This is a genomic window from Mycobacterium sp. 4D054 (assembly GCF_052245755.1).
Taxonomy (GTDB): domain Bacteria; phylum Actinomycetota; class Actinomycetes; order Mycobacteriales; family Mycobacteriaceae; genus Mycobacterium.
Genome location: NZ_JBQQCF010000044.1, coordinates 1 through 13,233 on the forward strand (window position 1 = coordinate 1; position 13,233 = coordinate 13,233).

General features: G+C 62.3%; 13 protein-coding genes and 1 pseudogene. 9 read left to right on the forward strand and 5 right to left on the reverse strand.

The genetic code is table 11. The features are described from left to right. The coding region (locus tag ACTWP6_RS24095; protein ID WP_443188998.1) for a helix-turn-helix domain-containing protein at nt 1-334 on the reverse strand (334 nt) is incomplete at its 3' end. 102 nt (nt 335-436) lie between these two features. Between ACTWP6_RS24095 and ACTWP6_RS24100 the strand changes: the two are divergent. The 3 genes and pseudogenes from ACTWP6_RS24100 to ACTWP6_RS24110 form a co-directional block, all read left to right on the forward strand. Beyond that, nucleotides 437-1,288 (forward strand): annotated as a pseudogene (locus ACTWP6_RS24100) (hypothetical protein); the annotation flags it as partial. A gap of 269 nt (nt 1,289-1,557) precedes the next feature. Beyond that, nucleotides 1,558-2,652, forward strand: a complete 1,095-nt coding sequence (gene ripC / locus ACTWP6_RS24105) for a peptidoglycan hydrolase RipC (protein WP_207548301.1) — start codon at nt 1,558-1,560, stop codon at nt 2,650-2,652. 114 nt (nt 2,653-2,766) lie between these two features. Then, nucleotides 2,767-4,035, forward strand: a complete 1,269-nt coding sequence (locus tag ACTWP6_RS24110) for a L,D-transpeptidase (protein ID WP_112744673.1) — start codon at nt 2,767-2,769, stop codon at nt 4,033-4,035. A gap of 7 nt (nt 4,036-4,042) precedes the next feature. On the opposite strand, the gene ACTWP6_RS24115 is transcribed toward ACTWP6_RS24110, so the two are convergent. Beyond that, nucleotides 4,043-4,813: an NlpC/P60 family protein gene (locus tag ACTWP6_RS24115; protein WP_064280690.1), complete on the reverse strand. Its 771-nt coding sequence runs from the start codon at nt 4,811-4,813 to the stop codon at nt 4,043-4,045. An 802-nt stretch (nt 4,814-5,615) separates the two neighbouring features. On the opposite strand from ACTWP6_RS24115, the gene ACTWP6_RS24120 reads away from it, so the two are divergent. Then, the gene (locus ACTWP6_RS24120) at nt 5,616-5,990 is read left to right on the forward strand and encodes a BlaI/MecI/CopY family transcriptional regulator (RefSeq protein WP_024444633.1); all 375 of its coding nucleotides are present in this window, start codon (nt 5,616-5,618) and stop codon (nt 5,988-5,990) included. Next, complete coding sequence (locus ACTWP6_RS24125; RefSeq protein ID WP_024444632.1) at nt 5,987-6,907, forward strand: M56 family metallopeptidase; 921 nt, start codon at nt 5,987-5,989, stop codon at nt 6,905-6,907. The genes ACTWP6_RS24120 and ACTWP6_RS24125 overlap by 4 nt, the downstream gene beginning before the upstream one ends. Before the next feature lie 33 nt (nt 6,908-6,940). Here ACTWP6_RS24125 and ACTWP6_RS24130 read toward each other — a convergent pair whose 3' ends face one another. Further along, nucleotides 6,941-7,516, reverse strand: coding sequence for a class I SAM-dependent methyltransferase (locus ACTWP6_RS24130; protein WP_443188999.1), 576 nt, complete (start codon nt 7,514-7,516; stop codon nt 6,941-6,943). 364 nt (nt 7,517-7,880) lie between these two features. On the opposite strand from ACTWP6_RS24130, the gene ACTWP6_RS24135 reads away from it, so the two are divergent. Both ACTWP6_RS24135 and ACTWP6_RS24140 read left to right on the forward strand, forming a co-directional pair. Continuing rightward, on the forward strand, nt 7,881-8,258 hold the full coding sequence (locus ACTWP6_RS24135) for a BlaI/MecI/CopY family transcriptional regulator (protein ID WP_024444630.1): 378 nt from the start codon (nt 7,881-7,883) through the stop codon (nt 8,256-8,258). After that, a complete protein-coding gene (locus ACTWP6_RS24140; protein WP_024444629.1) occupies nt 8,255-9,172 on the forward strand; it encodes a M56 family metallopeptidase in 918 nt (305 codons plus the stop codon). The genes ACTWP6_RS24135 and ACTWP6_RS24140 overlap by 4 nt, the downstream gene beginning before the upstream one ends. Nucleotides 9,173-9,422: 250 nt before the next feature. On the opposite strand, the gene ctaE is transcribed toward ACTWP6_RS24140, so the two are convergent. Then, nucleotides 9,423-10,016 (reverse strand): aa3-type cytochrome oxidase subunit III, encoded by a 594-nt coding sequence (ctaE, locus tag ACTWP6_RS24145; RefSeq protein WP_024444627.1) that lies wholly within the window; start codon nt 10,014-10,016, stop codon nt 9,423-9,425. Between the two features lie 94 nt (nt 10,017-10,110). Between ctaE and ACTWP6_RS24150 the strand changes: the two genes are divergently transcribed. Further along, nucleotides 10,111-10,641 carry a hypothetical protein gene (locus ACTWP6_RS24150; RefSeq protein WP_064280689.1) on the forward strand — a complete coding sequence of 177 codons (531 nt, stop codon included), beginning with the start codon at nt 10,111-10,113 and terminating at the stop codon, nt 10,639-10,641. Here ACTWP6_RS24150 and ACTWP6_RS24155 read toward each other — a convergent pair. Further along, nucleotides 10,612-11,208, reverse strand: a complete 597-nt coding sequence (locus ACTWP6_RS24155) for a TlpA family protein disulfide reductase (protein WP_024444625.1) — start codon at nt 11,206-11,208, stop codon at nt 10,612-10,614. The two genes, ACTWP6_RS24150 and ACTWP6_RS24155, sit on opposite strands and share 30 nt — an antisense overlap. Nucleotides 11,209-11,322: 114 nt before the next feature. Here ACTWP6_RS24155 and ctaD point away from each other — a divergent pair, with 114 nt between their 5' ends. Then, nucleotides 11,323-13,068, forward strand: a complete 1,746-nt coding sequence (gene ctaD / locus ACTWP6_RS24160) for an aa3-type cytochrome oxidase subunit I (protein ID WP_024444624.1) — start codon at nt 11,323-11,325, stop codon at nt 13,066-13,068. The last annotated feature ends 165 nt before the right edge of the window (nt 13,069-13,233 follow it).

The window sequence follows — 13,233 nt, forward strand, 5'->3', positions numbered from 1 at the left end:
TCCGGTAGCGGCTCAGCACCCGATGCACCGTTGAGGGATGAATCCCGAGCAGATAGCCGATACGGGCTGGCCCCCACCGCCGGGTGACGCGCACGCCAATGATGCGCCGCTCAGTGCGTGTAGGTGTGCGATTGGGGCTGTGGTGTGGGCGTGAGCTGCGGTCGGCCATCCCCGACTCACCCTGCTCGCGATAGCGGCCCGCCCACCGCGAGGCCGTGGACACCGACACCTGGAAACGTTCGGCAGCCCGACGCAAAGACCAGCCATCATCGACGACGCAACGAGCCAGCCGCAGGCGACCGGTTTCGGACAAAGGGGCATTACGGTGAGACACGAAGACCTCCGAAGTGAGTTGGTGCGTTCCTAGGCAGTTCGCACTTCACTCGGAGGTCTTCGTCTTGTCACCTCACCACGCCGTCACCAACGTCCGTGGTCAGTACACCTAGCAAGCCCGGACCCCGGTTCGCTGACGGCCATCAAGCTGTGGCTATTGATCTACGCGGCGGTGGTGGGGATCGGTGCCTGGGTCTTCGGCGCTCGGTGGTTCGCACGCGCTGACCCCTTCGAGGTGTACAGCATGGCCGTGTCGCGGATGTCGCCTTTCCGACGTGCCCGAGGCACCGGACGCGTGGAGTGGGTCAATCCGCTCGACCACCTGCCGACGCTGCCGGTCCGACCTGGAACGGTGGCAGTTCTGGCGGTATTGCTGGGCTCCACGGCGTTCGACAGCTTCTCCCAGTCCCCGACATTTCGGAACTTCGTCGATCGCGCGGCGGCGGCAGTTCCACTCGTGGGGGATGCCGGCGGCGCGACAGCGTTGCGGACGGCGATACTGTTCGTGTTCGTCGCCGTCGTCGGACTGACGTTCTGTGGCGCCGCTCGGGCGACGGGGGGCATCAATCCACAGCAGCGACAGCAACTTCCGGGACAGTTGGCGCATTCACTTATTCCGATCGTCGTCGGCTACATCTTCGCCCATTACTTGTCGTACCTCGTTGCACGCGGGCAAGAGACGATCGTGCGCCTAGCAGATCCTTTCGGGCTGGGCTGGCAGCTCCTCGGGCTTACGCAGGACGACGTCAGCTACATCTTGTCTCAGCATCCCTCGGTGCTCTGGACGATCAAGGTCTCGTGCGTGGTCGTGGGACACATGGTTGCGGTGGTGTCTGCACATGATCGCGCTCTGCGACTGTTGCCGCGGGATCATCAGATCACCGGCCAAGTGGCGATGATGCTGACAATGGTCGGCTACACGTTCGCAGGGTTGTACCTGCTCTTCGGCGGTTGAGGATCACGCGTCCGTAAGCAGAACGTCAAACCATCTACTAAGTTGAATAGTAGATTATCCAGACGTCGGGAGCGGCGCCGCGTATGGGCTGATCCCGGCGAAGGCGCTATGGCGGAATCCTGTCGGGGGATTCCGCCATAGTCATCCCGGGTCGGGCCTTGCCTATGCTCTGCGGGCTGATTGTTTGGACAAAAGTGTGAGCGTTCTCTAGTGTGATCCGTTATCTACGTACCAACTACGTAGATCAAGGTCACCGGAGGACAGTCGCTTTGAGACACGGGCGCCCGCCGCAGATTTTGCGAAGCGTCATCGCTCTACTTACCCTTGCAGTCTTGACGGTGGGTGCCTCCAGCGTCGCGGGCGTGGTCAGCGCAGACCCTGCCGCGGACGCGCTCGCGCGAATGGCGGAGCTCTCGCGACAAGCCGAACAAGCCAGCGAAGAGTTGTATTCGGCTGAATTGGATCTCGACCTCAAAGTCGAGGCGCAGCGAGCCGCTGAGGAGAAACTGGCGGAGGATCTTGGTCGAGCGGAGGCCGCCTCGGCGGATCTGCGTAGTTATCAAGCTGCTGTTGACCGCGTCGCTGTCGCCGAGTACGTCAGTGGACCTTCCGGAAATATCTCTGCGACGCTGGGTGCCGGCTCACCCCAGGAGCTGCTCGACCGGCTGTCTGTGCAGCGAGTGATGTCCGGGCAGATGAGAGACGCGATGACTCAGTTCAGCGCAGCGCGCACCCGTGCTGCCGCGGCCGAAGACGAGTCTCGTGTCGCTGCCGCGCAGGCGCGTGCAGCGACCGATGCCACCGCGAAAGTGCGCGCCGACATTCAACGTCGGCAGGGTGATCTGCGCACTCAGATCTCAAGTGTCGAAGCACAATATGCGGCTCTGACCACGGAGCAGCGCGCCGTTCTCGCTGCGCCCGGACCGCCCCCGCCTTCTGGGGCCGCACCGCCACCGCCGTCCGATATCGTCGCGATGCCGAACCCTGACGGCGCCGTCCCGGGGCCGCCGGCAGGAACCGGCGGCGGAGCTGCAGTAGTGCAGACGGCCTTGAGTCGAGTGGGCTCCCCGTATGTGTGGGGCGGGAATGGGCCCAACGCATTCGACTGCTCGGGACTCATCAAGTGGTCATTCCTGCAGCAAGGCAAATCGTTACCCCGCTCCAGCCAGGCATTGGCCAGTGGCGGCCAGCCTGTGGCGCTGGAAGCCCTGCTTCCAGGCGACATCGTGACCTTCTACAGCGACGCCTCCCACGCCGGCATCTACATCGGCGACGGCATGATGGTGCACGCATCCACCTACGGGACTCCTGTCAAAGTCGCCCCTATCACGATGGCGCCGATCTACAACGCGCGTCGGTACTGAACCTGTGTGGCGACTCGTTCCGGCTGGTCGTCGCGCCGTCGCACCTTCACCGCATCGACCAACTACTATGTGGATACGTAATTTGACGAGGTACCACCCCGACGGATAGTTGTGATGAAAGTGTTGGCTGGACACCGAAAGATAGTTGCGCTGAGCGTATTCGCCGTGGTCGGCGTGCTTGTGACCGCATCGCAGACAAGCGCGCTCAAGTCTCGGCTGTCTGACGCAGTGGTGGCTCCCAGCGCTCTGGAGGCTGAACAGAAGCCCAAGGCCGTGCCCGAACCGCCCGCGGTCGACATTCTTCCGCGAACTGGCGCGAGCGATGTTGTGCCTGTCGGCGCGGTAAAGGTGACCGCGACATCAGGCACGCTGACCGACGTGCGCATGCAGAACGAACGCGGTCGAGTAGTCACGGGTCGGTTGACGGCGGGCGGCCGCGCCTGGCAGCCCGACGAGCCGCTTGGGTATGGACGGACATACACCCTCAGCGCAACCGGCCAGGGCAGCGGCGCCACCACAGTGACCACTGTCTCGGAGTTCTCCACCGTCTCGCCACAGGCGCAAGTCGGCGTCACACTCGGGATGACCAATGGCGCTTCCCTTTCGGAGGGCGGCGTCTATGGCGTCGGAACTGTCATCGTGGCGACATTCGACAGGGCAATATCGGACAAGGCTGCCGCCGAGCGTCGACTTCAGGTCACCACGGCGCCCAAGATCGAGGGTGCCTGGACGTGGATCAACGACCGAAAGGCACACTGGCGCCCGCGCGAATACTTCCCCTCCGGCACCGAAGTGACGGTCAAGGCCGGTCTCTACGGCACCCCCCTGGGGGATGGCCTTTTCGGTGAAGAGGACAAGCAGGTCAGTTTCCGGATCGGGCAATCGCGGATCGCGATCGCCGACGACACCACCAAGCAGGTGAGCGTCTACGAAGACGGCGTCCTCATACGGACGATGCCGACGTCGATGGGCAGGGGCGGCACGGAAACCGTCGGCGGCAAGACTATTGCGTTCTGGACGCAACCCGGTGTGTACACCGTGATGGAGAAGCAGAATCCCGTCCTGATGGACTCGTCGACGTACGGGCTACCGGTGGATTCCGCGTCCGGATACAAGATCAGCGTCCCGCACGCGGTTCGGATCAGCCCCGACGGCATCTACCTCCACGAGCGTGAGGCAACAGTCTGGGCGCAGGGCAACACAAACGTGTCAGCGGGCTGCCTGAATCTCAGTGCAGAGAACGCCGAGTGGTACTACGAGTTTGCCAACCCGGGTGACGTGGTGGAGATTCGCAATACCGGCGGCGCACCGCTGGAACAGTGGCAGAACGGAGACTGGTCCGTGCCTTGGGAGAAGTGGATCAGCGGAAGCGCCCTGCGCTGACCGACTGTCAGTAGTCGATGAGTCGCACGACGTGCGAGGTCATCCCGCTGGTGCGGACAGGAGCGATCCGCACTTGGGAGCCTGTGAACGGTGACTCCAGCATCTGGCCCTGACCCAGATAGATCGCAACGTGCTGACTGCCGTTGGGGCCGTAGAAAATCAGATCACCTCGACGCATTTCTCCCACAGGCACCCGGCGGTCCTTTTCATACTGCGCGCCAGAGTATTTCGGAAGGCTGATGCCAACCCCGGCAAAGGCGAAGACCATGAGCCCGGAACAGTCGAAACCGACTGTGCCAGCACCTCGATCGACGCCACGGGTGGCCCCGCTGGCGTTCCCGCCGCCCCAGGAATACGGGACACCGAGCTGGGTCATGCCTCGCCGAATGACGAATTCCACTGCCTGCTGGCCGTATACGCGCGGAATCTGCCCAGGAACGGCGGCAACAGAGGGCGAGGGTTCGGCTATCAAGCCAAGCTTGACAAGGAACTGCCGCCCGAGGCTGGCTGTGACTTGTGCGGACGCTGCCGAGATCTGCAGCACCGAGTTGACAATCGCCACCGGATCCGAGAGGTCCGCGGCGGGAACCGCCGGCACGGCGGTGTCCCACTCTGTGCCAGTGACCTGGGTGTCGGGCGCAGAATCCCAGCTACCCGGCTCGGACGGTGGTGGGGTACTGCGGGCCTTCTCGAGTCGCCCCCGCGCCGTCCGCGCTTCGTCGGTGGCAGAGTCGATTTCGCTCCGTGGCGCGATAAAGGCATCCTCGGAGGCGCGCACAGCGTCGACAGCTTCGTCGTAGCGACTCTGCGCCAGACGTTCTGCGATCTCGCGTCGGATTGAGCTCGACGAGCCGCGGATTCGAGATTCGTGTGTTCGGTTCTCGCTGCTTTCAGCTCGTTACGGGCTTCGAGTGAAGGCCAACGCGAGCGTCTGCTGTGTTCGCGCGACGGAAACGACCTCTTCTCGGCTTGGGGCCCAGATCGTGTTCTCCGCGGGTCCACTCATGTACTGCGTGGCGGTGAACTCGTCGACCGACGCTGGGCGTCTTCCATCCGGGTGGTGGCGTCTTGGGCCCGGCTGCGGGCAGTCTGGACAGAAGTCTTGTCGGCGCGGGCGCTTTCGACCTGGACGAGCGCTCTCATGACTGGCTGTGGACAGAGGCCTGCAGATCGGCGAGGCGTTGATCGGCGCGCGCAACATCTCCGCCCAGTCGCGCGATGGAATTGTCCTGCGCTGAGCCGGGTTCTGCAGTGGCGGTGCCGACCCAATTGAACGCCAGCTTTGAAGCCATGGACAGCGCTAGCACCCATCGTGCCGGTCTTTGCGCCGGATCCATTGGGATATACCTTTCGCCTCCGCGGTGAGCCAATCTACTACGCAGCTACGTACGTGGACGCAACGTATATCACTTTGGTCTCTCAATTCACGTTTGTCACAGACCTGGGACCTCGACGCGGGGGTTTAGTGGCCAATTGAATGCGGTGACGCTGTACGTAAGTGGTCCCCGTGCGGTTAACTTGTTAGCGGCGGGCATATTGAAGGAATCATCGTTGTGACGACATTCGCGGTAGGAGTGACGGTGCAGGAGCGGGGCTTTGGAGACCTGGAGTCGGCGGTGATGGATCGGGTCTGGGCAACGGGGGGCCCCGTGTTGGTCCGCACAGTGTTCGATGATTTGGTCGCGAGCCGAGACATCGCGTATACCACGGTGATGTCGACGATGGACAACCTGCATCGGAAAGGGTGGCTCGCGCGGAAGCGGATCGGGAAGGCCTATAGCTATTGGCCGACGATGACGCGCGAGGAGAGGTCGGCTCACCTGATGGCGCATGCGCTGCATTCCGGAGGCGACGCCGATCAGGTGTTGAATTTCTTTCTGCGTCAGATGAATGACGAGGAGTCGGAACGACTTCGGGTTGCGGTGCGCAAGGCGCCTCGGCACCGGGCGTCATGAATTTCGCCCTCTGCATTCTGCTCTACGGCTTCGTTCTGGCCTGGCTATTGCCGCCGGTCCTTGAGAAGGTGACTCGTAGTGGACGCAATCCGCGCCTGTCCGTGGCGGTCTGGCTCACTGCCGTGGGTTGTGCCCTCGCCGCCTGGATGGCGGCCAGCGTCAATGTCATGGCCGAGCTCCTGATCAAACACGCGGCACTGCCCGCGCAACTCTGTGTGGATATGTTTCTCGCGCTCAATCACTTCGGTTGGCGTGGGCACGTCGTCTTTGTCGCTTCCGCGCTTCTTGTCCTGGGAGTGTCCATCTTGATCGCCAAACGTGTCTTCCTGACGTTACGGCGATTTCGGGAGCGAAGCAGTGAGATCTCTAGAGAAGCAAGGATTCTCGGATCAGTAACCGAGCATCCGGGAGTCTTTCTCATCCAGGCCGATCAGCCCGCGGCATATTGCGTAGCAGGGCCCCCGCATGCCGTGGTGGTCAGCACCGGCGCGGTGGCGCGTTTGAAGGAGACCGAGCTTGCCGCTGTCTTGGCTCACGAAAGTGCTCATCTATCGAGCCGTCACCCTCAAATCAAGATGACTCTGCGTGCACTGGCGTCATCAGTGCCGCGAGTACCGCTATTCCGGGCTGCTGCGGCTACCGTCGAGTTCTTGGTCGAAATGTGTGCCGACGACCGCGCCGCCCGTAGCCATGGTCGCGATGCTCTGTTGGACAGTCTGCTGGTTTTCACCGCGCCGTATCGACTGTCGCCCGGCGGCGCTCTGGGAGTCGCCGACCAGGGGTTTACCTTGCGTGCCAGCCGACTCAGCACCTCTGGCGGAGGAGTCGGCGAAACCCTCAACCGTGTTGTGCTGCTGGCATTGATGGCGCTCATCATCTCGGCACCAGCCGTGGTCATCGCGCTCTGCCAAACGTGAAAGTGGGTGGGTGGAGGTGGCGTGAGTGCTACCTCATGCAGCCGTCTGTGTCTTGAAGGCCACGATGTGGTGCATGCGAGGATATGTGCCTACGTCGGAAATGGCGAAAGCGGCTGTCAAAATCGCGGATTTGAGGTCTGGCCGAGAGTCGTGCGTGGCTTGCTCGCCTCCGACAGATTTCAATAACTTCTGCGCCCAGCGGCGCTCGGGCGGACGGTAGTCGGCCAGGAACAGTCGGCCACTTGGTCGTAGAACGCGAAATATCTCACTGAGGGCCTGGGGCCAGAGTTCTTCGGGAATGTGGTGGAATGCGAGGCTTGACACGGCCAGGTCGAAAGCTGCGTCCGGGAACGGTAGATTCTCAGCGCCCGTCACGGTGAAGCCGCAGTTCACGGGAGTGTGATCGTCGGCGTACTGGATGAGCTGCGCGGACGGATCAATACCGACGACGAAACCGCCGCTACCCACGATGGGTGCGAGTGTCGCGGCGAAGTAGCCGGTCCCGCAACCGATGTCGATGACTTTCTCGCCGAGGGTGGCGCGAGATGCTGTTGCGAACTGTCTCCATATCCGTCGCCGCTTGCCGAGGAATTGCAGGTTGGCGAGCATCTCGTACGTGCGTGGGTTGTGGATTATCCCCGCGTGATGTCCGGGTTGGCTGCCGAGCATTCGATGCGAAAGTGACACTCCGCAAGTCTCCTCTTGATGTCCGCGCGCAATGGGTCGTGGCCGAGGCCACCGGCTACTAAGTACAATAGTACGTAGGCGGATAGTAGATGATGCTGTGGGCGGGGCAAGGTGCTCCCGTCGGGGATCGATCGCTCGTGCAGCCGCGTTGTGCAGGTGGATCAGGCGCTCGGTCGTTGGCATGCGCGGGGACTCCGCCTTTGGCGGCTTGTCGCTTGACGCACTTCGACGAGGCTGGCAGCTAACATAAGGTGCAGATATTGTCCGACGGGTAGGAGCCAGGGCGGTGCAGCAGCGGGGATTCGGCGACCTGGAGTCGGCGGTGATGGATCACGTGTGGGGCTACGGCGAAGAGGTCACCGTACGGGAGATCTTCGATGACATGGCTGCTGAACGGGATATCGCTTACACAACCGTGATGTCCACCATGGACAACCTCCACCGTAAAGGCTGGTTGGAGCGTCGACGGGTTGGCAAAGCTTATAGCTACTGGGCGGCAATGACCCGCGAAGAACGGTCCGCTCAACTCATGCGTGACGCGTTTCAGCACGGGGGAGACGTCGACGTCGTCTTGAGCTACTTTCTGCGCCAGATGAACGACGACGAGTCGGAGCGACTCCGTGCGGCGTTGCGCAAAGTCAGTCGTCGCTCTCGTAAATCATGAGCGCGGCACTCTGCCTGCTGGTCTATGGGGCAGCACTGGTGTGGATGGGGCCGCGACTTCTTTCCTGGCTGTCACGCGGTGGTGGAGCGCCTCGGTTGTCGGTCGTGCTGTGGTTGGTGACCATTGTGATCGCTATTGCCGCGTGGCTCGTTGGCGCGGTCGGCATGCTTGCTGAAGTTTTTGGCCCCCACCCCGCCGGCCCTTTGCGCTATTGCATGGACGCACTGCTGGCGCTCAACCATCTGGGGTGGGCCGGCCACGTTGCCATCATCGTGGCCTGCGCTGCCGCATTGATCGCGACGTCAGTGGTGGCGCGCCGGTCGCTGGTCGCGGTCCGTCGATTCTGGCGGCGCAGCCGGGAGCATGCGCACGCCGCGCACATCCTCGGGTCGCCGTCGACACATCCGGGAGTTGTCGTGCTCCAGGAGCGAAGCGCGGCCGCATATTGCGTCGTGGGACGTCCGGACGCGATCGTAGTGACCAGCGCAGCGATGTCGACACTGAACGAGGCAGAGCTGGCGGCAGTGCTGGCCCACGAGCGTGCCCACCTGGCGGGCCGTCATCCTCAGCTCATGATGGCATTACGAGCATTGGCAACCTCGATGCCGAGATTCCCGTTGCTTCCCAACGCCGTTGCAGTGGTAGGTCGGTTGCTCGAGATGTGTGCCGACGATACGGCGGCGCGCCGTCACGGACGTGAGACTGTTCTGGATGGCTTGATTGCTCTCGCGGGAGCCCCTCGAACTGCAGACGGCGCGCTCGGAGCGGCCGACACTGCCGTGCTAGCCAGGGCTGAGCGTCTCGCCGTGCCGGCCGTAGCCGGCGCCCTCCTGCGCGAGCGAATCGCAACGATCTCAGCCCTGGCGGCGGTGGTCCTCGCCCCAGTGCTCATCGCCGTCATCTGTCATTCCTGAGTGGTCGAATGGCGCCCGCCAGAGGCGTTATGCCGAATGAGGAGTGTGGCGATGAGCGCGAGCCCCCCGACGGCGCCGACGAAGATCCACAACGCCGGCAGCGATTCGCTGCGGTTCTCCGACGTATGGGAGTCGTCGTAGGAATGAGTTGTCGGAGCGGCGGGCTGCGAGGTCTGCGCTACTGCGATTGATGGCACGCTGATGGCTAGGCATGCGACTGCGGCGGCGGCCGCCAGCCAACGCTGGAATCTCATCTCACGAAGTAGATGACAGCGAAAAGGGCGATCCACACGACGTCCACGAAATGCCAGTAGTAGGACACGACGATCGCTGACGTCGCCTGGGCGGGCGTGAATTTGCTCATCTTGGTGCGCGCCAGCAGCATGACGAAGGCGATCAGACCGCCGATGACGTGGAGACCGTGGAAACCGGTGGTCAGATAAAAGACTGACCCGTAGGCGCTGCTCGCGATTGTCGTGCCCTCTTCGACGAGCTTGAAGTACTCGTAGCCTTGGCCGAGCACGAAGAACAGGCCCATGAAGAATGTGACCGTGTACCACCGGCGTAATCCGAAGACGTCGCCTCGCTCGGCTGCGAATACCCCCATCTGACAGGTGAACGACGAGGCGATCAGAACGAGAGTCACCGGCACTGCCAGAGTGAGGTTCAACTCAGTCGGAGGCGGTGGCCACTCCTCGGCCTGAGCCCTGGCGGTGAAGTACATCGCGAACAAGCCGGCAAAGAACATCAACTCGCTCGAAAGCCACACGATGGTGCCGATGCTCACCATGTTGGGACGATTGAGCGAGTGCACCCGCGAGGTGATCGCAGTACCAGTTGCCATCGTCCGCCTCTTGCTCGATCAGCTTATCTACGTACTAACTCAGTACTATCTGAGATAGTAAGGCATTGGTGCTAGCGGGTCTGCCGGAGGCTGAATGCGCGAGGAGTTTGCACTCGCCGAATTGATGTGGGAGGTCGCTGACTCATGTCTATCGGATACCGAGCGTTCAACGATGTGTGTGGCACTCAACGCTTCGGAGTCGGTCCATGTCATTCTCGCGTCAGTGCGCGCCTTGGTGCGGTGTCGGATACCGCTGCCGCGGAATCTATTTGACGAGTTTCACGAGTGGTTCGTTACTTCGCCGCCATTGGATCCGTGCGACCCGTGGATGCCCGTGTGGTTGGAGCTCCACCTGGCCGCAATGGACCTGCGCTGTGCCGACTACACGATGGAACTCGGGGGCTATGGGCGGGAAACGTTGTGCTATTTCATCCTCGATGACGCCGGCGCCGCGGACGCGCCGCACGGCAAGCAGGCAGAGGTCTTACGTCAATGGCTTGGTGCTCACAGGCCAAGTCCGGCACTGCGCGCCGATCTCGTTTCTAGTGGATTTGGATATCTGCTCGACGGCTGGCGCAGGCCATCTTCGGACGACTCAGGACTCCGCGGTGAGGCGTTGGAGTAAGGGCCGCAGATCCTCGGCAAGTACCGCCGTCAAGTACACCGCAGCCACCCGATGTTGTCTGTCGAGGACGACGGTGGTCGGCACGACGCTGGTCGGATAGCGGCGCCCAAACGCGATGAGTGAGCGCATCTCGGGATCGAATATCGATGGGTACGTCACATTGCGATCGGTGACGAAATCGCGTGCCGATTCACGGTTGTCGCGAACATTGATCCCGAGAAATTGAACGCCACGTCTCTGGAACTCGGCGTGGACGGTCTCCAGTTCCGGTGTCTCCGTGCGGCAGGGTGCGCACCACGACCCCCACACGTTGATCACGACGATGTCGCCGGCGAAGTCGGCCACGCTGACAGTGGCGTCGTTCATCAAGTCGGGACCGGACATTGCGCCAATGGATCCACGGTCCGTCGGCGGGTCGTAGAACAACACGGTTTTTCCGCCGGGCGAGACGAAGTCGAAGCTTCCGCTACCCGGCGATGTCTGTCCGGACTCCGTGCACGCGGCAAGCACCACGGTGGTGACAGCCGCGGCGAAGAGGGTTCGGAATGGGCGTGGAAGCGAGAGCATCCATCTCCTGTATCCATCTGACGATAGGGGCTTTCAACCCCAGACGTTTATCTACTAAGCTCGATAGTAGATGGACGGGCTGTGAATACCCGGCCCGTAGCTCTGGAGGTCGGTGTGGCACTGGATGTCTCCGCTATCGGTGAGCTTGAGGCCCGGCGTCCGTTCCCGGCGCGGATCGGCCCCAAGGGCAACTTGATCTACAAGCTGATCACGACCACCGATCACAAGCTGATCGGCATGATGTATTGCGTCGCGTGCTTTGCGTTCTTCCTCATCGGTGGGTTGATGGCGCTGTTCATGCGCACGGAGCTCGCTTCTCCCGGCTTGCAGTTCTTGTCGAACGAGCAGTTCAACCAGTTGTTCACGATGCACGGCACGGTGATGCTGCTGTTCTATGCCACCCCGATCGTGTTCGGGTTCGCGAACCTGGTGTTGCCGCTGCAGATCGGCGCTCCGGACGTGGCGTTCCCGCGGCTGAACGCCTTCTCGTTCTGGCTGTTCCTGTTCGGTGCGTTGATCGCCACCGCGGGCTTCGTCACCCCTGGTGGTGCTGCCGACTTCGGCTGGACCGCCTACTCGCCGCTGACGGACGCGATCCACTCGCCGGGTGCGGGTGCTGACCTGTGGATCATGGGTCTGGCCGTCGGTGGTCTGGGCACCATCCTCGGGGCGGTGAACATGATCACGACCGTGGTCTGCATGCGGGCTCCCGGTATGACGATGTTCCGGATGCCGATCTTCACCTGGAACATCCTGGTGACGTCGATCCTGGTGCTGTTGGCCTTTCCCATCTTGACGGCGGCCTTATTTGGCCTGGCCGCCGACCGCCATCTCGGCGCCCACGTCTATGACCCCGCCAATGGCGGTGTGCTGTTGTGGCAGCACTTGTTCTGGTTCTTCGGGCACCCCGAGGTGTACATCATCGCGTTGCCGTTCTTCGGCATCGTGAGTGAGATCTTCCCGGTGTTCAGCCGCAAGCCGATCTTCGGCTACACGACGCTGATCTACGCGACGCTGGGCATCGCGGCGCTGTCGGTGGCGGTGTGGGCGCACCACATGTACGCCACCGGTGCGGTGCTGTTGCCGTTCTTTTCGTTCATGACGTTCCTGATCGCCGTGCCCACGGGTATCAAGTTCTTTAACTGGATAGGCACGATGTGGAAGGGGCAGTTGACGTTCGAGACACCGATGCTGTTCTCGGTCGGCTTCATCATCACCTTCTTGTTGGGCGGTCTGTCCGGCGTGCTGCTGGCGAGTCCGCCGTTGGATTTCCAGGTGACGGATTCGTATTTCGTTGTGGCCCATTTTCATTACGTGCTCTTCGGCACCATCGTGTTCGCCACCTATGCGGGCATCTACTTCTGGTTCCCGAAGATGACGGGCCGGCTGCTCGACGAACGCCTGGGCAAGGTGCACTTCTGGCTGACGTTCATCGGCTTCCACACCACGTTCCTGGTGCAGCACTGGCTCGGCAATGAGGGGATGCCCCGGCGCTATGCGGACTACCTGCCCACCGATGGGTTCACCACGCTGAACATCATCTCGACGATCGGTGCTTTCATCCTGGGTGCGTCGACGCTGCCGTTCCTGTGGAATGTGTTCAAGAGCTGGCGCTACGGCGAGGTCGTCACGGTCGACGACCCCTGGGGCTTCGGCAACTCGCTGGAGTGGGCCACCAGCTGCCCACCGCCGCGGCACAACTTCACCGAGCTGCCCCGGATCCGTTCGGAGCGTCCGGCATTTGAGCTGCACTACCCGCACATGATCGAGCGGATGCGTCGAGAAGCGCACGTCGGCCGTGCCCACGGACCCGAAGACGGCGACGTGACGAGGATCGACGACGTCGAAGTCCGAAGCTGACCGGGTCGGACAAACAGGCGTGTGCCCCGCTAACGAGCGCATAGACATATGCGCATATATGCATGTATTGTGGGTTCGGTGACCGTGACGGGAGGTGTCGGGTGAGCGGCTTCGAGCATGCAGACGCGAAGGCCGTCGTCATTTTCGCCGACATGTCAGGCTACA